Consider the following 26,977-nt stretch of genomic DNA (forward strand, 5'->3'; position numbering starts at 1 on the left):
AATTAACGGCTACGATAAGCAAAGCGATCGTCCATGCGGAGGCTAGCCGGTGGCCAGTTCTCTAAACGCATGCCCAATTGCAAGCCTTTCGATGCCAGAACATCTTTAATCTCAGTCAACGATTTTTTACCTAGGTTAGGAGTTTTAAGCAACTCAACTTCAGTACGTTGAACAAGATCGCCAATGTAGTAAATATTTTCTGCTTTCAAACAGTTAGCAGAACGAACAGTAAGCTCTAGATCATCTACTGGACGAAGCAAAATCGGATCAACTTCTTCACGAGGCTCTTGAGCAACTGGTGCTTGATCTTTCTGAAGATCAACAAAAATTGCAATTTGTTGTTGCAAGATTGTTGCCGCTTTGCGGATAGCTTCTTCAGGATCAACAGTACCGTTGGTTTCAAGATCAATGATCAATTTATCAAGGTCAGTACGTTGTTCTACACGAGCGTTTTCCACTGTGTAAGACACACGTTTGATTGGGCTGTAAGAAGCATCTAATTGCAAACGACCCACTGGGCGAGTTTCGCCCTCAGGGAAGCGTGAATCAGAAGTCTCATAACCACGACCTTGAGAAACTTTCAGGCGCATTTTTAATGAGCCAGAAGCACTTAAAGTACCGATCAAATGTTCAGGGTTAACCACTTCAACATTGTGTGGTAAACGAAGGTCAGCGGCTGTAACGTCGCCAGGACCTTGTTTTTCCAATGTCAGATAAGCTTCATTTTGATCGAACAGCTTAATAGACAATCCTTTTAGGTTCAGCAAGAGCTCGACGATGTCCTGCTGCAAGCCTTCCAAAGTACTGTACTCGTGCTCGACACCTTCAATCTCTACTTCAACCACGGCTGCGCCAGGTAAAGAAGACAAAAGGATACGACGTAAAGCATTACCAAGAGTATGACCAAAGCCACGCTCTAATGGTTCTAGAATAACTTTTGCCGAGGTCCCGCTTGCCGCTTCGACCTTAATCGCTTGCGGAGTTAGAAACTCATTTGCAGTACGCGTCATTATTGCTACCTCAAGGATTATTTAGAATACAATTCTACAATCAAGCTTTCGTTGATTTCAGCAGGTAAATCAGAGCGATCTGGTGCAGCTTTGAATGTACCTTCCAATTTAGAATGATCAATTTCAATCCAAGATGGAATGCCACGTTGAGTCGCTAACTCAACTGCGTTTTTAATACGCAATTGTTGTTTAGCACCTTCGTGAACCGCAACAACGTCACCAGCTTTAACTTGGATAGAAGCGATGTTAACACGACGACCATTTAAAGTGATTGAACGGTGAGATACAAGCTGACGAGCTTCTGCACGTGTAGAACCAAAACCCATGCGATAAACAACGTTATCTAGACGGCTTTCAAGAAGTTTCAACAAGTTTTCACCTGTTGCGCCTTTAACACGAGCAGCTTCTTTGTAGTAGTTACTAAATTGACGCTCTAAAACACCGTACATACGACGTACTTTTTGTTTTTCACGTAATTGTAGTGAGTACTCAGATTGTTTGCCGCCACGAGCGCCACCATGTTGGCCAGGTGCTTTAGCAGCTTTTTTTGTTTTGACGTCAAATGGTTTAACGCCAGATTTTAATTGCAGGTCTGTCCCTTCGCGGCGAGAGAGTTTGCATTTTGGACCAATATAACGAGCCATGAATGTTTCTCCTTACACGCGACGTTTTTTAGGTGGACGGCAACCGTTGTGCGGGATTGGCGTCACATCGGTAATGCTGTTAATTTTATAACCCACTGCACCTAAAGCACGAACCGCAGATTCACGACCTGGACCAGGACCTTTTACAAGGACATCCAAGTTTTTCAAACCGTAATCTAAAGCAGCTTTACCAGCAACTTCAGCAGCTACCTGAGCAGCAAACGGAGTTGATTTACGTGATCCACGGAAGCCTTGTCCACCAGAGGTAGCCCAAGCCAGTGCATTACCTTGACGATCGGTAATAGTCACAATGGTGTTATTAAAAGAAGCGTGAATGTGTGCAACACCTTCAGAGACGGTACGAGTGACCTTCTTGCGTGTGCGAGTATCTTTAGCCATCTTTTAGCTTCCAGAAATCTTATTTCTTAATAGGTTTGCGCGGACCTTTACGGGTACGTGCGTTAGTTTTGGTGCGTTGACCACGGACAGGCAAGCTGCGACGATGACGAAGACCGCGGTAGCAGCCTAAATCCATTAAACGTTTAATGTTCATGGAAATTTCGCGACGTAAATCACCTTCGGTAGGAACCTTAGTAACTTCTGCACGAATCGCATCAAGCTGAGCGTCATCTAATTCACGAATTTTAGTTGTTGGTGCAATACCAGCAGCAGCTAAGATAGCTTTTGCAGTGTGGCGACCAATACCAAAAATGTACGTTAGAGAGATAACAGCATGCTTGTTATCCGGAATGTTTACACCGGCAATACGAGCCATTCAATTTTCTCCAAAAAGGCAGTTAAGATAATCAACCGCCCGACAAAATCTTTGAGGGGCGGATAATAACCTAATTAGCCTACTGAAATCAACAGGTCTTGATCAGATTAACCTTGACGCTGCTTATGACGAGGTTCTGCGCTGCAAATTACGCGAATAACCCCATTACGACGGATAACTTTACAGCTACCACAAATTTTCTTTACAGAAGCTTGAACTTTCATAATGAAACCTCTAAGTGCGCTTATCCTTTCGGATGAGCAGTCGTTTTACGCATTAACGATTGATTGTCATATTGATGCGATGTGAGATGAGCTTGAAGCTGAGCCATAAAGTCCATCACCACCACCACTACGATCAGTAAAGACGTACCACCTAAGCTAAATGGAATACCAAATGAACTTTGTAGAATCATCGGCATTAAACAGATGATTGTGATATAAACCGCGCCAATAAAAGTCAAACGATTCAAAATATGATCTAAATAGCGTGCAGTTTGCTCACCAGGACGAATACCCGGTACATAAGCACCACTACGTTTTAAATTCTCTGACACTTCTTTCGGGCTAAATACTAGCGCAGTATAGAAGTAACAGAAGAAGATAATTAATGCGCCAAATAGCACCAAATACATCGGTTGACCCGGCGACAATACGAGTGCCAAATCTTGTAGGCCACGTTTAATCACGCCAGCATTTGGATCTGCGCTGCCTACCCATTGCCCTAAGCTCGCTGGGAACAATAGCAATGAACTAGCAAAAATTGCAGGAATCACACCCGCCATATTAATTTTTAATGGCAAATGTGTTTGCTGGGCAGTAAATACACGACGACCTTGTTGTTTTTGAGCATAGTTTACCGGAATACGACGCTGCGCCTTCTCAATAAACACAATTGCTGCTAACACTGCAACAGACAGCAATGCAAAAATTGCAAGACCAATTAAACTTGATTGGCCATTATCTACTGAGGTTAAAGATTGCAGAACCAAGTTCGGCAAACCAGCAACAATACCAGCGAAGATGATCATGGAAATACCATTCCCTACTCCACGCTCTGTAATTTGCTCACCTAACCACATCAGGAACATTGTACCTGCAACTAAAGAAGTTACAGCAGGAACGTAAAAAGCAAGTCCACTAGTCAAAGTAATATTTTGACTAATCAGACCTGCACACATCCCAACAGCTTGCACAAGTGCAAGAAACAATGTGCCTTGTCGCGTATATTGATTGATCTTACGCTTACCTTGTTCGCCTTCTTTCTTTAAAGCTTCCAGCGAAGGAACAACCGTAGACATTAACTGCACAATAATCGATGCAGAGATATACGGCATAATCCCAAGAGCAAGAATTGACATACGCTCTAATGCACCACCTGAGAACATGTTAAACAAACCAAGGATCGTACCTTGGTTTGCATTAAACAGATTCTCTAGTGCGGCATTGTTAATGCCCGGTACTGGAATATGTGCTCCCAGTCGAAAAACCAACAACGCCCCGATGAGGAACATCATACGGCGGATAATTTCACGATATTTCACATGAAAAGGCTGGCCTTTCATCATGTTAACATGACCTGTCGAACTAGGAGTCATAGACACTGGGGATTACTCCTCGACTTTACCGCCAGCAGCTTCAACAGCAGCTTTAGCGCCTTTAGTCAATGCAACACCTTGAACAGTGAACGCACGAGTAATTTCACCAGAAAGTACGATACGTGCACGTAACATATCTTTACGCACAACGTTAGCAGCTTTTAAAGTTTCAAGAGACACGATGTCGCCTTCAACTTTAGCGAGTTCTGATAAACGTACTTCAGCAGTTTTCAAAGCCATTTGGCTAGTGAAACCGAATTTAGGTAAACGACGATATAACGCAGTTTGACCACCTTCGAAACCAGGACGTGTACCACCGCTCTTACGTGAGTTTTGACCTTTGACACCACGGCCACCAGTCTTACCAACGCCAGAACCGATACCACGGCCTAAACGTAGGTTGTCACGCTTAGCACCTTCTGCAGGTGCAATTGTATTTAAACGCAGAGTCATGGCTTATTCCTCTACACTAACCATATAGTAAACTTGGTTGATCATACCACGGTTAGAAGGCGTATCTTGCACTTCAACTGTATGACCAATACGACGCAGACCTAAACCTTTAAGGCTAAGCTTGTGATTTTTCAAGCGATGCGATGAAGATTTAGTCTGGGTAACTTTAATCGTTTTCATGATTGATTACCCTTGAATTTGTGCTACTGATAAACCACGTTTCGCAGCAACTTTCTCAGGAGAAGTCATATCACGCAAACCGTTAAAAGTTGCGTTTACTACGTTAGCAGCGTTAGTAGAACCATAACACTTAGTTAATACGTTACGTACACCTACAGCTTCTAAAACTGCACGCATAGCGCCACCAGCAATTACACCAGTACCTTCAGAAGCAGGTTGCATGTAAACGCGGCTTGCACCGTGACGAGCATTGATAGGGTGCTGAACAGTACCGTCAACAAGGTCAACAGTAATCATGTTGCGACGAGCAGCTTCAAGTGCTTTAGAAATAGCAGCTGGAACTTCACGTGCTTTACCACGACCAAAACCTACGCGACCATTACCATCACCCACAACAGTTAATGCTGTGAAAGAGAAGATACGACCACCCTTAACAACTTTGGCTACACGATCAACGGCAACCAGCTTTTCAACAAGACCTTCGTTTTGTTCAACTTTAGCCATGATTAGAACTCCAAGCCGTTTTCACGAGCAGCATCAGCCAAGGCTTTGATACGACCATGATATTTGAAACCAGAACGGTCAAATGCAACTTTAGTTACACCAGCCGCTTTAGCACGTTCTGCAATTAAAGCACCAACTTTCTGAGCCGATTCAACGTTACCAGTAGTACCAGCACGTAGAGTAGCGTCTAAAGTAGAAGCTTGCGCTAATACTTTGCCACCATCTGCAGAGATAACTTGAGCATAGATGTGACGCGGAGTGCGGTTTACACACAAACGAGTCGCACCCAATGCACGGATGTGCAAGCGTGTGCTTTTCGCACGACGCAAACGGGATTGTTTCTTTTCGTTCATAAGAACCTCGCGCCTTATTTCTTCTTAGCTTCTTTACGAAGTACAACTTCGTCAGAATAACGAACACCTTTACCTTTATAAGGCTCTGGCGGACGGTAACCACGGATTTCTGCAGCAACTTGACCTAATTTAGCTTTATCAGCTGATTTAAGTACAATTTCAGTTGCAGTAGGAGTTTCTGCAGTTACACCTTCAGGAAGGTTGTAGTCGATCGGGTGAGAGAAACCAAGGTTAAGGTTAACAATGTTACCTTTAACCGCAGCTTTATAACCAACACCAATCAGTTGTAACTTACGTTCGAAACCTTCGTTAACACCTTTTACAAGGTTGTTAAGCACAGCGCGAGCAGTACCAGCCTGCATCCAAGCTTCTTTAGATTCAGCTTTAGGAGCAATAACTAGAGTACCGTCTTCCTGTTTTAGCTCGACCAGCGCATGCAGGTTGAAAGACAATGTACCTTTGCTGCCTTTCACTTCGACCTGCCGGCCGTTCTGAGTAACTGTAACACCGTTAGGTACAGTTACTGGGGCTTTAGCCACACGAGACATGAGGAATCACCTATTAAGAAACAAAAGCAATAACTTCACCACCGATACCTGCAGCACGTGCAGCGCGATCAGTCATGATGCCTTTGCTTGTAGAAACAATTGCAATACCTAAACCTTGCTTAACGCTAGGAAGTGCATCTTTACCGCGATATTGACGTAGACCAGGACGGCTTACGCGTTTCACAGTATCGATAACTGGTTTGCCTTCGAAATATTTTAAAGTAATCGTTAAAGTCGCTTTGCCTTCATTATCAGCAACAGCAACATCAGCGATATAACCTTCTTGCTGAAGTACGTTAGCAATCGCAACTTTCAACTTTGAGTTTGGCATAGAAACAGTTTGTTTCTTTGCCATTTGTGCGTTACGAACACGTGTTAGCATGTCGGCAACGGTATCTTGCATACTCATTTATAGTGCTCCTTACCAGCTTGCCTTAACAACGCCCGGTACATCACCTTGCATTACTGTTTCACGTAATTTGTTACGGCTTAAACCGAACTTACGGAAGTAACCATGAGGACGACCAGTTAAACCACAACGGTTACGTAGACGTACTGGAGACGCATTACGTGGTAATGCTTGAAATTTCATCATCGCTTCGAAACGTTCTTCGTCTGATGCATTTACGTTTGCGATAATTGCTTTTAATTCAGCACGTTTCGCAGCGTATTTAGCAACAGTAGCTTCGCGTTTCAATTCGCGATTAATCATACCTTTCTTAGCCATATCGACCTCTTATTTGAACGGGAAGCCGAATGCACGCATAAGCGCACGGCCTTCGTCATCGGTGCGAGCAGTCGTAGTGATGGTAATGTCCATACCACGAATACGATCAATCTTATCAAAATCGATTTCAGGGAACATGATTTGTTCCTTAAGACCCATTGAGTAGTTACCACGACCATCAAATGATTTCGCAGAGAAACCACGGAAGTCACGGATACGAGGGATCGCGATAGAGATCAAACGGTCTAAGAATTCGTACATACGTTCGCCACGTAAAGTAACTTTACAGCCGATCGGCCAACCATCACGGATTTTGAAACCAGCGATAGATTTACGAGCTAAAGTAAGTACTGGTTTTTGACCAGCAATTGCTTGCATATCAGAAAGAGCGCCATCTAACAATTTCTTGTCAGCTGATGCAGCACCAACACCCATGTTGATGGTAATTTTTGTAATGCGAGGGATATCCATCACATTCTTAACGCCCAATGTTTCTTTTAATTGAGCCTTAAGTTCGTCGTTGTAACGCGTTTTAAGTCTGGCCATTGCCTAGTCAACCTATTACTTCGCTACCGCCACTGATTCACCATTAGATTTGAATACGCGGGTTTTCACGCCTTCAATCACTTGGTAACCAACACGGTCAGCCTTTTGGGTTGTAGCATTAAAAATTGCCACGTTAGAGATATGAAGCTCAGCTTCTTGAGTTACGATGCCGCCTTCAGCGCCAGTAGCTCGGTTAGGCTTTTGATGCTTCGTTACCAAGTTAAGGCCTTCAACCTTAACACGGTCATTTGAAACAGACAAAACAGTACCTTGTTTGCCTTTTTCTTTACCTGCGATCACAATTACTTGATCGCCCTTTTTAATCTTAGCCATGAGTGCCTCTTATAGAACTTCAGGAGCCAATGAAATAATTTTCATGAACTGTTCAGTACGAAGTTCACGAGTCACTGGTCCGAAAATACGAGTTGCAATCGGCGCTTTGTTGTTGTTCAAAATAACAGCTGCGTTATCGTCGAAACGAATAACTGAACCATCTGCACGACGGATGCCGAATTTTGTACGTACAACTACAGCATTCATCACGTCACCTTTTTTAACACGTGCGCGTGGAATAGCTTCTTTTACAGTAACTTTAATAATGTCGCCAACAGAAGCATAACGACGATGTGAACCACCAAGTACTTTAATACATTGTACGCGGCGAGCACCACTGTTGTCTGCTACGTCGAGCATACTTTCGGTTTGAATCATTGCCCTACTCCAAAACCGAGCATCACCGGTCGCAATTTCGAAAGGCTCAAAGAGTACTCGAAATTGACCGATGATGCAAGAACGTTTAATTACTCAGCAGCAGCTTCAACAACTTCAACTAAAGTCCAAGACTTAGTTTTAGACATTGGGCGGCTTTCTTTGATGCTTACTACGTCGCCAACTTTAGCAACATTGTTTTCATCATGAGCGTGTAATTTAGTTGAACGGCGGATTAATTTGCCATACAACGGGTGTTGAACGCGGCGTTCGATAAGAACAACGATAGACTTGTCCATCTTGTCGCTAACTACTTTACCGGTTAACGTGCGAACTGTTTGTTCACTCATTGTCCGTTCCCCTGTTTTTCGGTAAGGAGGGTCTTAATACGAGCAATTGTCTTACGAGTAAGCGCAACTTCGTGCGATTTACCCAATTGACCAGTTGCTTTCGCCATACGAAGACGGAATTGGTTAAGCTGTTGCTCATCAAGCAAAGCTGTCAACTCTTCTACCGACTTTTCACGTAGATCATTAGTTTTCATTACATTACCGTCCGAGTCACGATAGTGGTTTTAAACGGAAGTTTTGCAGCAGCAAGCGTAAACGCTTCGCGAGCAAGTTCTTCGTTAACACCATCAATTTCGTACAAGACTTTACCTGGTTTGATTTGGCAAACCCAGTATTCCACAGAACCTTTACCTTTACCCATACGAACTTCTAATGGTTTTTCAGTAATTGGTTTGTCTGGGAAAACACGGATAAAGATCTTACCACCACGTTTAATACGACGGCTGATTGTACGACGCGCTGCTTCAATTTGACGTGCTGTCATTTGACCACGTTCAACTGATTTAAGCGCAATAGTACCAAAAGATACTGAGCTACCGCGATGTGCTAGACCAGTGTTACGGCCTTTTTGCACTTTACGGAATTTAGTACGTTTAGGTTGTAACATGGATTATTCTCCTTTTTCAGCAGAACGATCATTGCGACGACCACGACGCTCTTGACCTTCACCACGACCACGGCCACGTTTAGCTGGACGTTCTTCAGCTGGAGCTGGGTTCATGACTTGTTTCATGCCGCCCAAGATCTCACCACGGAAGATCCATACTTTAACGCCGATCGTACCGTAAGTAGTCTCAGCACGCATAGTAGCATAGTCGATGTCAGCACGAAGAGTATGAAGAGGTACACGACCTTCACGATACCATTCAGTACGAGCAATCTCAGCACCACCTAGACGGCCTGAAACTTCAACTTTGATACCTTTAGCACCAGCACGCATAGAGTTTTGAACCGCACGCTTCATAGCACGACGGAACATTACACGTTTTTCTAATTGAGAAGCGATTGCCTCAGCAACTAAACGAGCGTCTAAATCTGGGCGATCGATTTCGTTGATACTTACTTGCGCAGGAACACCCATAATGGCTGTTAATTCGCGTTGTAATTTCTCAATGTCTTCGCCTTTTTTACCGATCACGATACCAGGACGTGCAGTGCTAATAGTTACTTTAGCTGCGCCTGTAGGGCGTTCGATAAGAATATTGCTCACCATCGCATTCTTAAGTTTTTTAGTTAAAAACTCACGAACTTGAAGATCTTTTAGCAAATATTCAGCATATTGTTTCGGATTCGCATACCAGTTAGCGTTATGACGTTTCACAACACCTAGGCGGATACCGATTGGATGAACCTTCTGACCCATATCAAACCCCTACCTTAACGGTAATGTGACAAGTACGCTTAGTAATACGATCTGCACGGCCTTTAGCACGTGGCAAAATACGTTTCAGGCTCATGCCTTCATCAACGTAGATCGTAGAAACTTTAAGGTCGTCTACATCTAAACTGTTATTGTGTTCAGCGTTTGCAATCGCAGATTCCAATGCTTTTTTAACTAAAACTGCAGCTTTTTTGTTGCTGAAGTTTAAGATATTTAAAGCATGCGCAACAGATTTGCCGCGAATTAGGTCTGCAACCAAACGTGCTTTTTGTGCCGAGATAGCGGCACCGCGTAATTTAGCAGTTACTTCCATCATAGCACCTATTAACGTTTAGACTTCTTGTCAACACCGTGACCACGATAGGTACGAGTTGGCGCGAATTCACCTAATTTATGACCAACCATATGCTCAGATACAATCACTGGAACATGGTTACGGCCATTGTGTACAGAAATTGTTAGACCAACAAAATCCGGTAAGATCATCGAACGACGCGACCAAGTTTTGATCGGCTTACGGTTATTAGCCGCGATAGCCGCTTCAACCTTAGCGAACAAGTGCGCATCGACGAATGGGCCTTTTTTCAGAGAACGAGGCATTGTCAGATTCCTTTACTTGTTACTTAACGCGACGGTCGCGAATGATCATCTTAGTCGTACGCTTGTTGGTACGTGTTTTGTACCCTTTAGCTTTTTGACCCCATGGACTTACAGGTTGAATACCTTTGTTACGTCCTTCACCACCACCATGTGGATGGTCTACTGGGTTCATCGCCATACCACGTACGGTAGGACGAACGCCACGCCAGCGTGATGCACCTGCTTTACCAAGTGAACGAAGGTTGCTTTCTGAGTTAGAAACTTCACCTAACACAGCACGGCATTCAACGTGTACTTTACGCATTTCGCCTGAACGAAGACGAATGATAGCGTAAGAACCGTCACGACCCAACAATTGAGCAGATGTACCAGCAGAACGTACTAATTGTGCGCCTTTACCGATTTTAAGCTCGATGTTGTGAAGAGTAGAACCGATAGGCATGTTGCGAAGTGGTAAGCAGTTACCTGGACGGATTGGAGCATCGTTACCAGATTGAACTTGATCACCAGCGCGAAGGCCTTTAGGTGCAATAATATAGCGACGTTCACCGTCAGCATATTTCAATAAAGCAATATGAGCTGTACGGTTTGGATCGTATTCAATACGCTCAACTACAGCAGGGATGCTGTCTTTGTTACGTTTGAAGTCTACGATACGGTAGTGCTGTTTATGACCACCACCAACGTGACGAGTTGTAATGTGACCGTTGTTATTACGACCGCCAGTACGTTTTTTAGCTTCAACCAACGGAGCATATGGCGCGCCTTTGTGAAGGTGGTTATGAACCACTTTCTCTACAAAGCGACGTCCTGGAGACGTTGGCTTACATTTTTGAATCGGCATAATTTTCGTCCTTATTCCGCTGCGTTTTCAGCGGTATCGCCCAAGTCAGCCATTTCAACATCTTGGCCAGCTTTCAGGGTGACGTATGCTTTTTTAACATCAGAACGACGTCCTAATGTTTTACCAAAGCGTTTAGTCTTACCTTTAGTGATCGTTGTGTTAACTTTAACAACTTGAACACCAAATAGTTGCTCAACAGCTTTTTTGATTTCAAGTTTGTTTGCATCTAGTGCAACTTTGAACACTTGAACACCAGCAGTTTCGCCTAAAACTTGTGCTTTTTCTGAGAATACAGGTCCTTGTAGGACTTGATAGATACGTTCGTTGTTCATCCGAGTTCTACCTCAATTTTCTTAGCAGCAGCAACAGACATAACAACTTTATCGAACGCGATCAAGCTAACAGGATCGATTGCAGCAGCATCAACCACATCAACGTGTGGAATGTTGCGAGCAGCAAGATACAAGTTCTCATCAACAGCATCTGTAACGATTAATGCACGAGGTGCATTCAAGTCGTTAAGTTTTGCAAGCAATTCTTTAGTTTTTGGAGCTGCAACAGCAATCTCTTCAACTAAAACAAGGCGATCTTGACGAACAAGCTCAGCCAGGATGCATTGCATAGCACCGCGATACATTTTACGGTTTACTTTTTGAGACCAGTCTTGTGGACGAGCAGCAAAAGTTTTACCACCGCCAACCCAGATTGGGCTACGAATAGAACCAGCACGAGCGCGGCCAGTACCTTTTTGACGGAAAGGTTTTTTACCACCGCCAGAAACGTCAGCACGTGATTTTTGCGCTTTAGAACCTTGACGACCACCAGCTAAGTAAGCTGTAACAACTTGGTGTACAAGAGCTTCGTTAAAATCACGACCAAACGCAACTTCAGATAACTCAACAGCAGAGCCGGAAACAGTATTTAAATTCACGTTATTTCCCCTCAGGCCTTGATAGTAGGACGAACAGTAACGTCGCCACCAGTAGCACCAGGAACCGCGCCTTTAACAACTAGAACTGAACGTTCTGCGTCGATAGCAACGATTTCAAGACCCTGTGTAGTTACACGTTCAGCACCTAAGTGACCAGGCATTTTTTTGCCTTTGAACACGCGACCAGGAGTCTGGTTTTGACCTGTAGAACCGATAACACGGTGAGATACAGAGTTACCATGTGTAGCGTCTTGAGTACGGAAGTTCCAACGTTTAACACCACCTTGGAAACCTTTACCTTTAGATGTACCAGTAACGTCAACAATTTGACCCACTGTGAACACATCCACACCGATAGTTCCGCCAACTTCACGACCTTCAAGATCAGCTTCTGTAGCGCGAAATTCTTGAACTAGACGACCAGCAGCAACACCAGCTTTCGCAAAGTGACCTTTCTGAGCGTTAGTTACGCGAGATTCGCGACGTTCACCAGTAGTGATTTGAATCGCTTGATAACCATCAGTTTCAAGCGTTTTGATTTGTGTGATGCGGTTAGGATCAACCTCAATCACTGTTACAGGTACAGAAACACCAGCATCTGTAAAGATACGTGTCATACCGCACTTGCGACCGACTAAACCAATAGCCATGTGCATAAACCTCTAAAAAAGCGGCCTAATTAACTTAGAGCGTTAATTAACCGAAAGCCTTAACCCAAAGCGATCTGAACATCAACACCAGCTGCAAGATCCAACTTCATCAATGCATCAACAGTTTTATCTGTAGGTTGAACGATGTCGATCAAACGTTTGTAAGTGCGGATCTCGTATTGGTCACGCGCATCTTTGTTAACGTGTGGTGATGTTAAAACGTTAAAACGTTCGATACGTGTAGGCATCGGGATTGGACCACAAACTTGTGCGCCAGTACGTTTTGCTGTTTCTACGATTTCTTGAGCTGATTGATCAATTAAACGGTGATCAAAAGACTTAAGACGGATACGAATTCTCTGGTTAGACATACCAGTTAACTCCAAGCCAAATATATAAAGAATCACCCTTGACGCATCTCACCCCACTTTGAAAGAGGCAAGTGTCAAGAGCAGTGAAATATCACTAAGGTCACGATCGATGCCGCGACTGTCACGATGTTAACTACTTTATTCGTAGCCAACCCCCTTCATCAAAGGGTTGCCCATTATAGCTATTGTTTAATGCATAAGCAAATCTCTTTTGCTGTTTTTCTTATATTTTTCATTTTTTATGCAAGATCAATTGCTTAACTTTTAATCAACAGGCATTTTTTCTTAATACATACTCTATTGCTTGGTTTAGTATTTGATTTCCCTCAATAAATTTGTTTTTTGCGCTTTTCCGCAGATCATGTACTGGCTGTACATGTGTTCCTGAAAAAAATGCCAACTCTTCATCATTTTCCAAAAATAAATCGAGTACTTCAGGGGTAATTTCAGGATGAAACTGAAAGCCCAAAACATTTTGTCCAATTTGATACATTTGATTACGACATGCATCATTTTCCGCCAGTAGTACCGCTCCTTTGGGAATTTCAAATGTTTCACTGTGCCACTGCATGACTTTAAACTCTTCCGGTAGTTTGAAACAGCCATGCGGTACGTTAGCGACCTTACGGATGGTCGTCCAACCCAATTCTTGTTGTGCATTTCGACTCACCGCACCACCCAAAGCATTAGCAATCAATTGCCCACCTAAACAAAGCCCGATTGCGGGTTTACCGAGGGCTAAATAGCGTCGCAGCCAACGCTTTTCTATTTTTAACCATGGGAAATTTGCCTCATCATTTACGCTCATGGTGCCACCCATAATGATAAGTAAATCGACATCTTCAACATGCGGCAAAGCCTCGAGATCCAAGGCTTGATCGACAGGTAATGCAAAAAATTCTGTGGCCGTAATTTGAGCCTGATGCTGTTTTAAAAATTCATAACAGCTGCCGAACCCTTCGCCAGCAATATGCTGAAAATAATGTACTTTTAAATGCGACTTCATGCGCTAAACCTATTGTTGTTGCTCTGATATCGGTTTTGCAAGAATGAAGCCAACTTTGCTTTTCACTTAATTTTCTATACAAAAGCATCGTAAATCCATGCGTTTTAGTCGTATTCTTTTGAACATTCATTATTATTTTGATCATTTCAGAGCGCCACGTGAAAAAGAATCCTCAAACTGAACTCATTCATGCACCAAGAAAGGCACCGCAATACATCAATAGTATTCAACCTCCCCTGTTTCGTGCATCCACTATAATTTTCGAAAATACAGATGCGCTTTTTAATCGCCATTGGACTGATGATTATGACTATAGCTATGGCACACATGGCACACCCACTACATTTACCCTAGGCGATCAGATTGCTCAGATTGAAGGTGGCTTGTATCACTTACTCGCACCAAGCGGTTTATCTGCAATTAATTTGGTCAATTCATGTTTTTTAAGTCAAGGGGATGAAGTGTGGGTCGCAGATAATATCTATGGCCCAAATATGGACCATTTACGCAATTTAGAAACCCGCTATGGCATCGTGGTCAAGGTTTATAACCCTATTAATGTCGATTCATTTAGCCCTTCAGCGCAAGCCAAGCTTATCTGGTTAGAAGCGGCGGGTTCTGTCACTTTAGAGTTTCCAGATTTAGTCGGCTTGGTCAAAAAAGCTCAAGCGCAGAACATTCTCACTGCACTGGACAATACGTGGGGCGCAGGACTTGCCTTTAATGCTTTTGATTTTAGTGCTGAGCACCTGGGTGTCGATATCAGTGTGCATGCCTTGACCAAATACCCAAGTGGCGGCGGGGATATTTTGATGGGTTCGGTAATTACACGAGATAAAAAGCTTCATCACAAACTGTTTCGTGCGCACGCCATTCAAGGCATTAGTATCTCTGGTGATGACGCCGCGCAAGTACAACGCAGTCTGGCTTCTATGCGCCTGCGCTATGAACACCAGTCACAAAGTGCTTTAACTTTATTAAATTGGCTAAAACAGCAACCAGCATTTGTACAGGTTTTACATCCTGCTGATGAAGCTTCCGCAGGACATCAGTATTGGAAAGAAATTTGTACAGAACAACACAGTGCCGGCTTGGTCAGCGTGGTATTTAATGAAAAATATAGCTTGCAAGATGTACGCCGCTTTTGCGATGCGCTGAAACTATTTAAGCTCGGTTTTAGCTGGGGTGGTCCAGTCAGTTTAGTCATGCTATATAACTTAAAAGATATGCGTATACTCGAACATTCACACATTCAAGCTGGCTTACTTGTTCGCTTTTGTATAGGACTAGAACATCCTGCAGATTTAATACAAGATATAGAAAACGCACTACAACATTTAAATAAACAGCAACTCGAATAAATACAGGAACATCTATGGGTACACCAATAATTATTGGCAAAAAAACACAAGACACCACACAGGATGTGGTGCTTCATTCACAATTTGCAAACCGCCATGGTTTGATTGCTGGGGCCACAGGTACTGGTAAGACGGTGACGTTGAAGGTGTTGGCAGAAAGTTTTTCTCGGCTGGGTGTACCTGTATTTTTAGCTGATGCCAAAGGGGATGTTTCTAGCCTTGCCAAAGCAGGTGAAAGCAATCCTAAGTTTGACGAACGAATTAAAAGTTTAAATATCGAGAGCATTCCTTTTGCTGCCTCCCCAGTGGTGTTTTGGGATTTGTTTGGTGAACAAGGACACCCCATTCGCACCACCATTTCTGAAATTGGTCCACTGCTCCTTGCCCGAATTCTGAATTTAAACGACACCCAAGAAGGTGTGCTATCTGCGGTCTTTCGTATTGCCGATGATCAGGGCTTATTGCTCATCGACTTTAAAGACTTAAAAGCCATGATTAGCTACGTCAGTGAACATGCAGCCGAATTTAAAAATGAATATGGCAATTTATCGCCTGCAAGTTTAGGTGCGATTCAACGTAATTTACTCGCATTGGCCGATCAAGGTGGTGACAAGTTCTTTGGTGAGCCTGCGCTCAATATCATGGATTTCATTCAAACGGATGCACAAGGTCGTGGCAACATCAACCTGCTCGCCGCCAACAAGTTAATGAATACCCCTAAGCTCTATGCAACTTTCTTACTTTGGATGCTGTCAGAACTGTTTGAACAATTGCCCGAAGTTGGAGATATGGATAAACCCAAACTGGTGTTCTTCTTTGATGAAGCGCATTTATTGTTTGATAATGCCAGCCCTGCTTTACAAGAAAAAATTGAACAAGTGGTACGTCTAATTCGCTCTAAAGGGGTCGGCATTTACTTTGTAACGCAAAACCCACTTGACCTACCTGAGAGTGTTTTAGGCCAACTGGGTAACCGCGTTCAGCATGCGCTACGTGCATTTACCCCGAAAGATCAGAAAGCTGTTAAGACGGCAGCAGATACTTTTCGAGCCAATCCTGCGTTTAAAGTCGATCAAGTGATTACGGAACTGGCTGTAGGTGAAGCATTAATTAGCTGTCTAGATGAGCAAGGCACACCCCAAATCGTTGAACGTGCTTGGGTGATGCCACCCTATTCTTCATTTAGTCCAATTGCTGTAGAAGAACGCAAAGCACTCATGGCAAATAGCGTTGTTGCAGGTGTGTATGACACCGAAGCAGACCGTGAAAGTGCCTATGAACTTTTGCAAAATAAAGTGGCGGAGCGCCAACAACAAGCCGTCCAAGCGGAACAAGATAAAATAGAAGCCAAAGAACAAGAAGCGTTGGCCAAACAACAAGCCAAAGAAGCAGATGCACTCGCCAAACAGCAAGCACGTGAACAAGAACGCCTTGCGCGCGAACAACAAAAAGAAGCTGAGCGTGCAGCCAAACAACGTGAAAAACTGATTCAAGACACGGTAGGAACTTTTGCAAAAAGTGCTGCACGCAGCTTGGGCGGGTCGACAGGTCAGAAAATCGTACGCGGTTTGCTAGGTTCACTGTTTGGTAAAAAATAATTCGCCATTTCGATTATCTATGCTTAATTTATGGGATATTTTAATATCCCATATTTTTTTTATGGTTTTATCAATGGGACATATTGCAAATGCATTTTTAAATATGTATTTTAAATACATCTTATAAATAACAGCCATGAGAGATCAGCTATGACTCCGCAGCAAATTGACCTAGTAAAAGCTACTGTTCCTGTTCTACGTGAAAATGGTGTCGCGCTGACTGGTTACTTCTATAATCGTATGTTGGGCAATAACCCTGACCTCAAAGAAACCTTTAACATGGGACATCAGCGCAGCGGTGCTCAGGCACAAGCCTTGGCGGGTGCTGTATTGGCTTATGCTGAAAATATTGAGGACCCATCTGTACTTTTACCAGTTGTAGAATTAATTGCGCATAAACATGTGAGTCTTAACATTCAAGCGCCAGACTATAATATTGTCGGCGAAAATTTGCTGCACTCGATCAGTGAAGTATTAAGCATTTCAATGGAAGATCCACTGATTGCAGCTTGGGCAGCAGCATATGGACAATTGGCAGACTTGTTTATCAGCACTGAAAAAGCGATTTATGAGCAACATCAGCAAACTAAAGGCAGTTGGTTAGGTTGGCGTAATTTCAAAATCGCGAAAAAAGTGGCTGAAAGTGATGAAATCACCTCATTCTACCTTGAGCCTTCTGATGGTGGTGATTTACCAAAATATGAAGCAGGTCAGTACATCTCTGTACGTGTATTGGTCGATGAGCTGGGTCTAAAACAACCACGTCAATATACATTGTCTACCAGCCCACAAGACAACTACTTACGTATCTCTGTAAAACGTGAAGATCAGAAAGGTGACTTGGTTCCAGGTTGGGTATCAAATACACTGCATGGCTTGGAGATCGGTTCAGAAATCGAAGTGTCTGCACCAACAGGTAATTTCTTCCTGATTGATTCACAAAAACGCAATGTCTTTATCAGTGGTGGTGTAGGTCTAACACCAATGATTGCGATGCTGAATCAGTTGGTGACTTTAGACATGCCACAACCTGTAACCTTTATCCATGCCTGCCGTAGCAAACAAGTGCATGCAATGCATAAACACATTCAGGATTTGGAAGCAAAATACCCACGTCTTAGCACTTTTACAGCGTATGAGTTCCCTCATGCTAATGATAAATTAGGTGAAGATTATGATGCTGCTGGTCGTCTAGACTTAGGCAGCATGGATACTGCACTGTTACCGATCAATGCGGATTATTACCTTTGCGGTCCAATGCCATTTATGGCTGAACAACAGAAAGCTTTAATTGCTCGTGGTATTCCTGCTAGCAATATTCACAGCGAAGCTTTCGGCACTGGTGGTGTAAAACACTAACTAAGCTATTCACCTGAAATACAAAGGGTTAGTTTAGTTATGCTAGACTAGCCCTTATTTATTTCTCTCAGACTCACAGTATTATCATGCAACTCAATAAATTCACCGATTATGCATTACGCATTTTGCTCTATATCGCACGTCCTCGTGATGTGCCTTATAACATTGCTGAAATTGCAGAAGACCTGCACGTTTCGCGTAATCACTTGGTGAAAATTGTGCATTTTATGGCAAAGCAAAACTGGTTAATCACCAGCCGCGGCAAAGGTGGCGGTATTCGTCTAAACCCTGAAGCACTTGACGCTCAACTCGGTCAAATTGTGCGAATTTTGCAAGGTAATCACCAGATTGTTGAATGTAACGACCCACCCTGCGTACTGCGCAGTCAGTGTGGTTTAAAAAGCATCTTAGACCAAGCTTTAGAACAGTTTTATCAAAGTCTCGATCAGTACAAACTTGCTGACGTCTTACAACCAAGCAGCGCATCTAAATTTACAACACAATCTCCAATTCAAATGATCAATCTCTAATTTCACTTTGCCTGCGACAAAATTCGCTTGCCTGCCCGACTTCCTTTATAATGCGTGTTGTTAAATCAGTTATTGAAGTTGGGTTATGCATCAGCACAGAGGAAAATCACGAAACAGTAAAGCGGCCAATGCGCCGAAGCAAAAGATTACTTATGAGAAAAAAGTAGACTCTGCGATTACTGAATATGCTGTGCGCTCGCTCAACTGGCTACGCAAAGCTGAGTTCTTAATGAGTGCGCCTAAACTCAACCTCTGCGTTGAAGATACCGGCTATGAAATTGCCTTTGCTGGCCGTTCCAATGCGGGTAAGTCGAGTGCTATTAATGCGCTCACTAACCAAAAACAATTGGCACGTGCGTCGAAAAAACCGGGTCGTACCCAAATGATCAACTTTTTCAGTCTAGGAAATCCTGATCAACGTTTGGTCGACTTACCGGGTTATGGCTATGCCGCTGTACCTGAAGCGATGAAAATCGTGTGGCAAAAAGAGTTAGAAAACTATCTGATACACCGTGAAAGTTTACAAGGTCTTGTGCTGTTGATGGATATCCGTCATCCACTACAACATTTTGACGTCATGATGTTGGAATGGGCACATTCACGTAAATTGTTCGTGCATGTACTGCTCACCAAATCAGATAAATTAAACCGTGGCCCAGCCTCTAAAGCACTACAAGAAGTGAAAGCGGCATTGAAAAAAATGAAGCTGAACTTCTCTATCCAATTGTTCTCATCATTGAATAAACAAGGTTTAGAAGAGTTAGCGAGTGTCATGGCGGGTCGTCTTAACTTCACTTTAGAACAATCAACAGAGTTTGATCTCGATAGCATTCCTGAAGCATCCGAAGATGATATTGAAATCGATGCAGATGCGGAAACATTCGATGACGTCGATACAACATCTGAAGATTTACCCCAAGCTGAAGGCAAAAATTCAGACCACTAATCCAGTAATTTTAAAGTCAGCGCAAGGATGATTGTCTGACAAAAAGTATCATCTGAAGATAATGAAATGTCCTGTATTGCTAATCACAATGCAGGATTTTTTTTGGATACTGAATACATCAGATGTGCACTCGATCACATAAAAACAAGGATAGGTCATGAAATTACTCTCCCGCTTGAAAAACACAAAACTTGGATCATCAATCGAATATAAAATTAAACCACGTAAAGTGAAATTTGAGTGGCAAGATACTCAAGTTGACTGGGTGCCCAACCAACCTTTTGTCAGCTATTTTATTAATGAAATTAATATGATCTTACCGGCTGGTGAGTTTTGGTTTTGCCGTCTGTATAACAAAGTATTGCCACAAATTAGAGATGAAAAACTAGCCGAGGACGTTAAAGCATTTATCCGCCAAGAAGCCATGCATGCTCAGGCGCATAACTCTGCCAATAAAGAATATCTGTCTCAGCGCAATATCAGTATTCAACGCAACCTTGAAATCATGGATTTTCTCTTTGGCAAACTGCTTGCAGACCAACCTTTAGGGCTCAACGTACCCAAAGCTTTAGATCATCAATGGGATCTCTTTCGTTTAGGGGTGATTGCAACGGTTGAACACATGACCTGTGTACTAGGCAAATATGCTTTATATAATAAAGAGTGGGAACGCCTCGGTGCCGATCCGAATATGCTCGATCTAGTAAAATGGCATGGTGCAGAAGAAATAGAGCATCGTACCGTGGCTTTTGATTTGTATCGTCATCTCGGTGGGGGCTATATTTCTCGCTATTATCAAAGTGTAATCGTGATTGCAGCCGTACTTGGTCTATGGGTCGATGGTGCAGCACATATCATGCAGCAAGACGCGCGCTATGAATCGATTAAACCAGCCGTATATAAACCGTGGATTTGGCGTGAATGGGCACATATCGCGCAAAAAGACAATCGCTTATTACCACATCCACTTTGGTTAGTGTCGCAGCAATTGGGATATTTAATGCCTTGGTACGATCCTGTGCATGAAGCAAAAACTGAAGATGCGATTGCTTACCTCGACAACTCTCCTGCTGCAAAACGTGCCGCACTGAAAGTTGCATAAACACCATTTAAAATCTGTATTAAGCAGGGTTCGCCCTGCTTTTTTTGTGCTCACTTCCATTACGCTCTATTTTTTTATTGAGCAATCAACAAACTTAAGATGAATAGGGTCGTCATAAGTTCGAGGTTTAAAGTACAGTTCTTCCGAACTCCCTATTCTCTTTAAAATGCATTTATACTCAGCCTCATCCTAAAATAAAAATAAGCCATTCAGGAGCATCTCCATGCACGCTCACATCTCCGTCATTACACTGGCCGTGAAAGATTTACACGCTGCATTCGCGTTTTATCAAGAGGGTTTAGGTCTAAATAGCACAGGGATTATTGGGACTGAATTTGAACATGGCGCTGTGGCATTTTTTGATTTACAACACGGTTTAAAGCTTGCACTCTGGCCGCAAGATAGCTTTAGTCATGACATCGGAATCAGCACTTCAGCGTTTTGTCCAACTTAAATGTCTCTGGGACATAACGTTAAAAGTCCCGCAGCCGTCGATCAAATCATGCAACAAGCCCAACGCGCTGGTGCAAAAACAATTAAGCCCGCACAGCCCACGTTTTACGGTGGTTAAGCAGGCTATTTTCAAGACTTAGATGGGCATCTGTGGGAGATCGTCTACAACCCACATTTCAGTACTTTATCTGCTTAATTCGACAATGCTGGTTCATCTACATCTCGCGTATGGCGATCAACCACCACGCTAATCATCATATCGCCCTGTACGTTCACCACAGTCCGTACCGTATCTAAGAGTCGATCTATCGGCAGTAAAATCGCAATGGCTTCCGCAGGGAGTCCGACTGATTGTAAAACCATAATCATTGTCACCATTCCAGCACTTGGAATACCCGGCGCACCGAGTGAAGCAATCATGGCGGTTGCACAGACAATTAACTGCTGCCCCAAACTCAAATCTAGTCCCATCAAATTTGCAATAAAAAGTGCGGCAGCAGCTTCATATAGCGCAGTACCATCCATATTCAACTGCGTGCCCAATGGAATCACAAAACCTGCCGTTTGAGGACGGACGCCTAAATTTTCCTGCGCACATTTCATCGACAGTGGCATCGTTGCTGAACTCGAACTGGTTGCAAAAGCAGTGATTAAGGCAGCTCGTGTTCCTCTAAAAAACGTCAGAGGACTCATTTTCCCAAAGATCCAAAGCAGCAAAGGTAACACCACTGCCCCATGGAAAATCGTGGTCCCTGTGACTACGGCAGCAAACTCCGCGAGGCGACTCAACACCGAAATATCTTCTGTAGCAATCAATTTAGCCAATAATGCAAAAATACCAATCGGTGCAAGCTTCATCACCCAGCCGATGATCATCATCATGATGTCGAAAAATTGCTGACTGAGCTTTCTCACACTTCGGAACTTTTCACCGCCTTTGACCAAGGCCACACCGAGAAATAGTGAAAACACCACGACTGCGAGTACGTTGCCATCACTAAAGGCTTTAAACGGATTAATCAGTGTATTTTGAATAAAATTGGTAAAGAATGAACCTGCTGTGAGGGTGTCAGGGCTCTGATGCTGTTGCATTGCATCTTGGAACATGACGATGTCCACGCCCTGCCCGACTTTAAAAATATGCGCGCATGCTAGACCCAAGATCAGTGCCAAAGTTGTGGTAGTGACACAGCACGCTAAGGTAATTTTCCACGTTCGACTCAGCTGACCACCCGCTTGTAAATTCGACACCCCTACCACAATCGAACTAAAGATCAACGGAACCAAGATCATTTTCAGCAAACCAATAAAAATACTACTGGCAATCCCCAAGCCATACAGGCTGGCGGATAAAAACTGCGTCTCTGGAAACTGAATTAATAAAAAGCCAAATGCCACACCCAATATTGCGGCAATTAAAATCTGCGTATTTAAGCTCATTGTGCCTTGCATTTATCATCCTTTATTCAGGCACTATGCCATGCGCCCCACTGGGAATCGAGGAATTTTTTGTCACATGTACTGCTGCATTTCTGCAAAGCCCGAATTCAGCTTAATTTAACCTATGCCAAAAGACACTAATGAGATAGATCAAATCTACGAGTAGGCTCATACAGATAAATAAAGGTAATAAAAAACCGAATCTTCTGATTCGGTTTTTTCAATATTCAGCTTTTACGACTTAACACATCTTGTTCAAAACTTATTGGGTTTCAATTTCGCGTAAACGGATCAAGCCTTCTTGTGTCGTACTACAGACCAGCTCACCGTTTTGCCACATGCGACCAAAATTTAGACCACGTGAACTAGCGCTGACTGTGGCATCCATGTCATAAAGCATCCATTCATCTACACGGAATGGCTTATGGAAATACATGGCATGGTCAATACTGGCACACTGCAAACTTGGTGATAAATAACTTAAACCATGTGGACGTAGTGCAGTCGTCATCAGCGTAAAGTCTGAATAGAATGCTGCAATGGCCTGATGTAAAGAGATGTCATCAACATCGGCAGCAATCGTGTCATGGGTACGAATATAGTGTGCATACGATGGCGCAGCAGGCTGCGGTTGGTACGGGTTTTGTGGATCAATCGGGCGAATTTCTACATGACGGTCGCGCATAAAAGACGTACGGACGTTTTCAGGGACAAACTCTACCATCATCCGTTTTAGCTCAGCTTCAGATTTTAAATCCTCTACAGCTGGATATTCTGGCTCTGCAACTTGGTAGTTCAACCCTTCTTCTTGCTCTGCAAATGACACCATACACATAAAAATAGTTTTACCATGTTGAATCGCACGAACCTGACGACTCACAAAACTGCGTCCATCGCGAATACGATCCACTTCATAAATGATTGGTGCACTGATATCACCGCCAAATAAGAAATAGGCATGTAAAGAATGAGCAGGTCGATCTGTCGTATAAGATGCCGCACGTAGCGCCTGACCTAAAACCTGTCCGCCAAAGACACGTTTCCCGACCAAATTTCGGCTTTGCCCACGAAAAATATTTTCTTCTAATTTTTCAAGGCTGAGTAAATCAACCAACTCTTGTGTTAAGGCATTCATAACAAACCTATCTATCATTCGGGATTAAGCTAACGCAGGCAACATCAACAGATGTTTAAATATGTTTTCCATTTTGCCATAAATCCAGACTAAAACCCTAAAGATTCGCTGACTGATCTGTCACCTTGCTGATGCAATATAACTGCTAAAAATACGTTTTTTAACGATAAAATCTTACAATATCTATGCAATTTGTCAGAAAATGACATACAGTTTTTAAGTACAATTACGCAGAATAGATTCCCCTCAGAATTTCTGTGGTTTGGTCATGAAAAGTAGGAGTTTGTATGTCCAAGAGCGGCTTTGGTCAGATGTATCGAAAGCTTTCGAGTAAACTGCTTGACCTTGTGGTAACACCGCATGTTTTAGGTGAAGTCCCTGTAGAACCTGTAGTGACTGAAACCGATACAGATACCGGCGTACAGACAACGAAAATTACCTGCTACGTTCTGCAAAATCATTCACGAAGTAATGCTTTAATTGTCGATGGTGAAACCCGTCGTTTAAAGCTACACCCTGCACTCGACCCAATGACTGTGGGTACGCAAACAGAAAAAGCATCTGTGGTGTTTTTACAACATCATGATGAAGACAACTTACTCAATCCACCGCCACATGCCTTTCCACCTCGTTTATTGCGTTTAATTGAGGTTTTGGAAAAAAATCCTGATGCGGATGTTGAGCTCGTTCCTGTAACCGTGCTGTGGGGCCGTGAACCCGACAAAGAAGATTCTTGGTTTAAATTATTATTTACCGATACATGGTCTACACCAAGCAAAGTGAAGCAGTTGGTGAATATTGGTTTGCACGGTCGTCAATCGTACCTCGAATTCCATGAGCCACAGTCTTTGCGTCGTTTGGTTGAATATGCCAAAACTACACATCCAAACTTGTCACCTGCGACTTATATTGTTAGCACACTGAATGATTATTTAGATGCGCAGCGTGAAGTGGTTTTGGGTCCGGATTTATCTGACCGTCGTAATGTGATGCATGGCCTGATCAAATCTACGGATGTGCAAGATGCGATTCGTCGTGAAAGCATTCGCAGTAAAATCAGCATGGTTGAAGCTGAACGTCGTGCGATTGGTTATTTAAATGAAATCGTTTCTGACTATTCTGCATCAACAGTACGTTTTGCTGACTTAGCCCTGACTCGTCTGTGGACACAGCTTTATGATGGCGTCGAAGTGCATAACTTCAGTACCGTTCGTGAACTAGCCAAAGACTACGAGATCATTTACACCCCATGTCATCGTAGCCATATCGACTATTTATTATTGTCATATGTGATCTATAAGCGTGGTTTGATGGTGCCGTACATTGCTGCGGGTGATAACTTGAACATGCCATTTGTCGGGCAAATTTTACGTGGTGGCGGTGCGTTCTTTATTCGTCGTTCATTCCGTGGCAATGGTCTCTATACCACCGTATTTAAAGAATACCTCTATAGTATTTTGGCGCGTAATACACCACTTGAATACTTCATCGAAGGGGGTCGTTCACGTACTGGTCGTTTATTACCACCGAAGACCGGCATGCTCGCCATGACGGTCCATGGTCATTTACGTAATCCAGCCAAACCAATCGTGTTCTTACCGACCTATATTGGCTATGAGCGTTTAATGGAAGGTGCGACCTACGTTGGCGAAATGAATGGTAAGCCGAAAGAAGGCGAATCGATCATTGGGATTATGAAAACTCTGCGTAAGATCGAACGTATTTTCGGTAAAGTTCATTTGAACTTTGGTGAGCCAGTTTTCCTTGATGATATGCTGAAACAGCACAATGCAAGCAACATCAAAATCGAGAAGAATGACGATCCAATTCCGCCAGAAGTTTCGGATGCCATTAACAGTTCTGCACACGTGATTTTAGAAAATATTAACCGTGCAGCAGTGGTGAACCCAGTTTCATTGCTTTCACTGATTTTATTGGCAACATCTAAACACACTTTAGATGAAGAGATTTGCATTAAGCAGTTAGATACCTATCGCGATCTTTTAAATGCCTTACCTTACGATGAGCGCATGCAAGTAACACCGCTGTCAGGTAAAGAAATCATTGCTTATGGTTTAAAACTCAAGCTGATTAAACGTGTTAATCATGTCCTTGGCGATATTATTGCCATTGCTGATAATCAAGCGGTGCTGTTAACCTACTTCCGTAACAACATCCTGCACGCATTTATTTTGCCATCACTCATTGCCGCTTTGGTTGAACATAATGGTTCTATTCGCCGTGGTGATTTGATTAATGTCATTCGTACACTGTATCCATTCTTAAAAGCTGAGTTATTCCTCAAATGGAATAATGAAGAGCTTAAAGATCAGATCTGTGCGTATGCAGAAGTACTGATCAAAGCCAAGCTAATTTCTGAAGATGCAGAAGGCAACCTGATCTCCCCTGCGCCTAACTCAGAGCAGCACAATCAGTTAGTGGTCTTGGCTGCACCTGTGATGCAAAGTCTAGAACGTTACTACATGACTTTGGCTTTAATCACACAACGTGGTTCAGGCAATATCTCGACGCGTCAGGTTGAAGAACTCAGTCACTTGGTTGGTCAACGTCTATCTGTGTTGTATGAATTTAACTCGCCAGAGTTCTTTGATAAGGCCTTATTCCAAAGCTTTATTAAAGTCTTAACCCAACAAGGTTATATCAGCACCAATGAAAACAATGCCATTGTGTTTGATGAAAATTTCCAAAATGTTGCGCAATATGCCAACCTCGTTTTGGATGATGTGACACTCCAAATGTTGCAACACATTACGACCTTTAGTGATGAAGAGTTAAAAGAAGCACTTGATAAAGTTGCTGCGGAACAAGCCAAAAAACGCTTGAAACGTAAGAAGAAATAAACCGTTTTGATTTT

The 26,977-nt window shown here is 43.1% G+C and carries 37 protein-coding genes and 1 pseudogene; 8 read left to right on the forward strand and 30 right to left on the reverse strand.

The annotated features are described in order from the left end of the window. Positions 1–2 precede the first annotated feature (2 nt). From FTU75_RS11150 to FTU75_RS11285, 28 genes are all read right to left on the reverse strand, one after another. Complete coding sequence (locus tag FTU75_RS11150) at positions 3–1,010, reverse strand: DNA-directed RNA polymerase subunit alpha (protein WP_004650465.1); 1,008 nt, start codon at positions 1,008–1,010, stop codon at positions 3–5. Between the two features lie 17 nt (positions 1,011–1,027). Next, entirely contained in the window at positions 1,028–1,654 is a 627-nt protein-coding gene (rpsD, locus tag FTU75_RS11155; RefSeq protein WP_078192454.1) for a 30S ribosomal protein S4, read from the reverse strand. A gap of 12 nt (positions 1,655–1,666) precedes the next feature. Next, entirely contained in the window at positions 1,667–2,053 is a 387-nt protein-coding gene (rpsK, locus tag FTU75_RS11160; RefSeq protein ID WP_001040166.1) for a 30S ribosomal protein S11, read from the reverse strand. A 19-nt stretch (positions 2,054–2,072) separates the two neighbouring features. Next, positions 2,073–2,429 (reverse strand): 30S ribosomal protein S13, encoded by a 357-nt coding sequence (gene rpsM, locus FTU75_RS11165; RefSeq protein WP_078189269.1) that lies wholly within the window; start codon positions 2,427–2,429, stop codon positions 2,073–2,075. Positions 2,430–2,536: 107 nt separating this feature from the next. Further along, complete coding sequence (gene rpmJ / locus FTU75_RS11170) at positions 2,537–2,653, reverse strand: 50S ribosomal protein L36 (protein ID WP_000867907.1); 117 nt, start codon at positions 2,651–2,653, stop codon at positions 2,537–2,539. A 20-nt stretch (positions 2,654–2,673) separates the two neighbouring features. Further along, positions 2,674–3,993, reverse strand: a complete 1,320-nt coding sequence (gene secY / locus FTU75_RS11175; protein ID WP_171263746.1) for a preprotein translocase subunit SecY — start codon at positions 3,991–3,993, stop codon at positions 2,674–2,676. Between the two features lie 45 nt (positions 3,994–4,038). Then, positions 4,039–4,479, reverse strand: coding sequence for a 50S ribosomal protein L15 (rplO, locus tag FTU75_RS11180; RefSeq protein WP_078189271.1), 441 nt, complete (start codon positions 4,477–4,479; stop codon positions 4,039–4,041). A gap of 3 nt (positions 4,480–4,482) precedes the next feature. Next, positions 4,483–4,659, reverse strand: coding sequence for a 50S ribosomal protein L30 (gene rpmD / locus FTU75_RS11185; protein WP_005012961.1), 177 nt, complete (start codon positions 4,657–4,659; stop codon positions 4,483–4,485). A gap of 6 nt (positions 4,660–4,665) precedes the next feature. After that, the gene (rpsE, locus tag FTU75_RS11190; RefSeq protein ID WP_067762902.1) at positions 4,666–5,163 is read right to left on the reverse strand and encodes a 30S ribosomal protein S5; all 498 of its coding nucleotides are present in this window, start codon (positions 5,161–5,163) and stop codon (positions 4,666–4,668) included. Between the two features lie 2 nt (positions 5,164–5,165). After that, on the reverse strand, positions 5,166–5,516 hold the full coding sequence (gene rplR / locus FTU75_RS11195; protein ID WP_067762903.1) for a 50S ribosomal protein L18: 351 nt from the start codon (positions 5,514–5,516) through the stop codon (positions 5,166–5,168). A gap of 14 nt (positions 5,517–5,530) precedes the next feature. After that, entirely contained in the window at positions 5,531–6,064 is a 534-nt protein-coding gene (gene rplF, locus FTU75_RS11200) for a 50S ribosomal protein L6 (protein ID WP_180115977.1), read from the reverse strand. Positions 6,065–6,077: 13 nt separating this feature from the next. After that, complete coding sequence (rpsH, locus tag FTU75_RS11205; protein ID WP_078189273.1) at positions 6,078–6,473, reverse strand: 30S ribosomal protein S8; 396 nt, start codon at positions 6,471–6,473, stop codon at positions 6,078–6,080. A gap of 12 nt (positions 6,474–6,485) precedes the next feature. Further along, entirely contained in the window at positions 6,486–6,791 is a 306-nt protein-coding gene (gene rpsN / locus FTU75_RS11210; protein WP_067762906.1) for a 30S ribosomal protein S14, read from the reverse strand. A 9-nt stretch (positions 6,792–6,800) separates the two neighbouring features. Continuing rightward, entirely contained in the window at positions 6,801–7,337 is a 537-nt protein-coding gene (rplE, locus tag FTU75_RS11215; protein ID WP_067762907.1) for a 50S ribosomal protein L5, read from the reverse strand. 15 nt (positions 7,338–7,352) lie between these two features. After that, positions 7,353–7,670 carry a 50S ribosomal protein L24 gene (gene rplX / locus FTU75_RS11220; RefSeq protein ID WP_078189274.1) on the reverse strand — a complete coding sequence of 106 codons (318 nt, stop codon included), beginning with the start codon at positions 7,668–7,670 and terminating at the stop codon, positions 7,353–7,355. Positions 7,671–7,679: 9 nt separating this feature from the next. After that, positions 7,680–8,048, reverse strand: a complete 369-nt coding sequence (rplN, locus tag FTU75_RS11225) for a 50S ribosomal protein L14 (protein ID WP_005012978.1) — start codon at positions 8,046–8,048, stop codon at positions 7,680–7,682. An 89-nt stretch (positions 8,049–8,137) separates the two neighbouring features. Continuing rightward, on the reverse strand, positions 8,138–8,395 hold the full coding sequence (gene rpsQ / locus FTU75_RS11230) for a 30S ribosomal protein S17 (RefSeq protein WP_078192456.1): 258 nt from the start codon (positions 8,393–8,395) through the stop codon (positions 8,138–8,140). Then, positions 8,392–8,589 (reverse strand): 50S ribosomal protein L29, encoded by a 198-nt coding sequence (rpmC, locus tag FTU75_RS11235; RefSeq protein WP_005012982.1) that lies wholly within the window; start codon positions 8,587–8,589, stop codon positions 8,392–8,394. Before rpmC ends, rpsQ begins: the two co-directional genes overlap by 4 nt. After that, entirely contained in the window at positions 8,589–9,002 is a 414-nt protein-coding gene (gene rplP, locus FTU75_RS11240; RefSeq protein ID WP_068909575.1) for a 50S ribosomal protein L16, read from the reverse strand. Before rplP ends, rpmC begins: the two co-directional genes overlap by 1 nt. 3 nt (positions 9,003–9,005) lie before the next feature. Then, positions 9,006–9,758, reverse strand: coding sequence for a 30S ribosomal protein S3 (gene rpsC, locus FTU75_RS11245; RefSeq protein WP_078189277.1), 753 nt, complete (start codon positions 9,756–9,758; stop codon positions 9,006–9,008). Between the two features lies 1 nt (position 9,759). Further along, complete coding sequence (gene rplV / locus FTU75_RS11250; protein ID WP_035265103.1) at positions 9,760–10,089, reverse strand: 50S ribosomal protein L22; 330 nt, start codon at positions 10,087–10,089, stop codon at positions 9,760–9,762. A gap of 11 nt (positions 10,090–10,100) precedes the next feature. Beyond that, positions 10,101–10,376, reverse strand: coding sequence for a 30S ribosomal protein S19 (gene rpsS / locus FTU75_RS11255; RefSeq protein WP_004281508.1), 276 nt, complete (start codon positions 10,374–10,376; stop codon positions 10,101–10,103). A 19-nt stretch (positions 10,377–10,395) separates the two neighbouring features. Next, complete coding sequence (gene rplB, locus FTU75_RS11260; RefSeq protein ID WP_078189278.1) at positions 10,396–11,220, reverse strand: 50S ribosomal protein L2; 825 nt, start codon at positions 11,218–11,220, stop codon at positions 10,396–10,398. Between the two features lie 11 nt (positions 11,221–11,231). Beyond that, positions 11,232–11,552 (reverse strand): 50S ribosomal protein L23, encoded by a 321-nt coding sequence (gene rplW / locus FTU75_RS11265; protein WP_005012992.1) that lies wholly within the window; start codon positions 11,550–11,552, stop codon positions 11,232–11,234. Beyond that, entirely contained in the window at positions 11,549–12,151 is a 603-nt protein-coding gene (gene rplD / locus FTU75_RS11270) for a 50S ribosomal protein L4 (protein WP_078189279.1), read from the reverse strand. Before rplD ends, rplW begins: the two co-directional genes overlap by 4 nt. An 11-nt stretch (positions 12,152–12,162) precedes the next feature. Continuing rightward, a complete protein-coding gene (gene rplC / locus FTU75_RS11275) occupies positions 12,163–12,801 on the reverse strand; it encodes a 50S ribosomal protein L3 (RefSeq protein WP_078189280.1) in 639 nt (212 codons plus the stop codon). A gap of 59 nt (positions 12,802–12,860) precedes the next feature. Beyond that, positions 12,861–13,172 carry a 30S ribosomal protein S10 gene (gene rpsJ, locus FTU75_RS11280; RefSeq protein WP_000070912.1) on the reverse strand — a complete coding sequence of 104 codons (312 nt, stop codon included), beginning with the start codon at positions 13,170–13,172 and terminating at the stop codon, positions 12,861–12,863. A gap of 268 nt (positions 13,173–13,440) precedes the next feature. After that, complete coding sequence (locus FTU75_RS11285) at positions 13,441–14,178, reverse strand: type 1 glutamine amidotransferase (RefSeq protein WP_180115978.1); 738 nt, start codon at positions 14,176–14,178, stop codon at positions 13,441–13,443. A gap of 158 nt (positions 14,179–14,336) precedes the next feature. On the opposite strand from FTU75_RS11285, the gene FTU75_RS11290 reads away from it, so the two are divergent. The 7 genes and pseudogenes from FTU75_RS11290 to FTU75_RS11320 all read left to right on the forward strand — a co-directional run. Then, positions 14,337–15,539, forward strand: a complete 1,203-nt coding sequence (locus FTU75_RS11290; RefSeq protein ID WP_180115979.1) for a PLP-dependent transferase — start codon at positions 14,337–14,339, stop codon at positions 15,537–15,539. Positions 15,540–15,553: 14 nt separating this feature from the next. Then, positions 15,554–17,137: a helicase HerA-like domain-containing protein gene (locus tag FTU75_RS11295; protein WP_180115980.1), complete on the forward strand. Its 1,584-nt coding sequence runs from the start codon at positions 15,554–15,556 to the stop codon at positions 17,135–17,137. Between the two features lie 150 nt (positions 17,138–17,287). Further along, positions 17,288–18,496 (forward strand): NO-inducible flavohemoprotein, encoded by a 1,209-nt coding sequence (gene hmpA, locus FTU75_RS11300; protein ID WP_078192460.1) that lies wholly within the window; start codon positions 17,288–17,290, stop codon positions 18,494–18,496. 86 nt (positions 18,497–18,582) lie between these two features. After that, positions 18,583–19,026 carry an Rrf2 family transcriptional regulator gene (locus tag FTU75_RS11305; RefSeq protein ID WP_078189285.1) on the forward strand — a complete coding sequence of 148 codons (444 nt, stop codon included), beginning with the start codon at positions 18,583–18,585 and terminating at the stop codon, positions 19,024–19,026. Positions 19,027–19,111: 85 nt separating this feature from the next. Further along, on the forward strand, positions 19,112–19,972 hold the full coding sequence (gene yihA / locus FTU75_RS11310; protein ID WP_180103010.1) for a ribosome biogenesis GTP-binding protein YihA/YsxC: 861 nt from the start codon (positions 19,112–19,114) through the stop codon (positions 19,970–19,972). 157 nt (positions 19,973–20,129) lie between these two features. Continuing rightward, on the forward strand, positions 20,130–21,074 hold the full coding sequence (locus FTU75_RS11315) for a metal-dependent hydrolase (protein ID WP_180115981.1): 945 nt from the start codon (positions 20,130–20,132) through the stop codon (positions 21,072–21,074). A 223-nt stretch (positions 21,075–21,297) separates the two neighbouring features. Then, positions 21,298–21,642, forward strand: a pseudogene (locus FTU75_RS11320) (VOC family protein); the annotation flags it as partial. A 77-nt stretch (positions 21,643–21,719) separates the two neighbouring features. Here the strand turns inward: FTU75_RS11320 and FTU75_RS11325 are convergent. Both FTU75_RS11325 and FTU75_RS11330 read right to left on the reverse strand, forming a co-directional pair. Further along, on the reverse strand, positions 21,720–22,979 hold the full coding sequence (locus tag FTU75_RS11325) for a dicarboxylate/amino acid:cation symporter (protein WP_180024345.1): 1,260 nt from the start codon (positions 22,977–22,979) through the stop codon (positions 21,720–21,722). A 250-nt stretch (positions 22,980–23,229) separates the two neighbouring features. Beyond that, the gene (locus FTU75_RS11330) at positions 23,230–24,102 is read right to left on the reverse strand and encodes an acyl-CoA thioesterase II (protein ID WP_111885408.1); all 873 of its coding nucleotides are present in this window, start codon (positions 24,100–24,102) and stop codon (positions 23,230–23,232) included. 287 nt (positions 24,103–24,389) lie between these two features. On the opposite strand from FTU75_RS11330, the gene plsB reads away from it, so the two are divergent. Then, positions 24,390–26,963: a glycerol-3-phosphate 1-O-acyltransferase PlsB gene (gene plsB, locus FTU75_RS11335; protein WP_180092998.1), complete on the forward strand. Its 2,574-nt coding sequence runs from the start codon at positions 24,390–24,392 to the stop codon at positions 26,961–26,963. Positions 26,964–26,977 lie beyond the last annotated feature (14 nt).

Source organism: Acinetobacter sp. YH12140, assembly GCF_013418475.1.
Lineage (GTDB): Bacteria > Pseudomonadota > Gammaproteobacteria > Pseudomonadales > Moraxellaceae > Acinetobacter > Acinetobacter amyesii.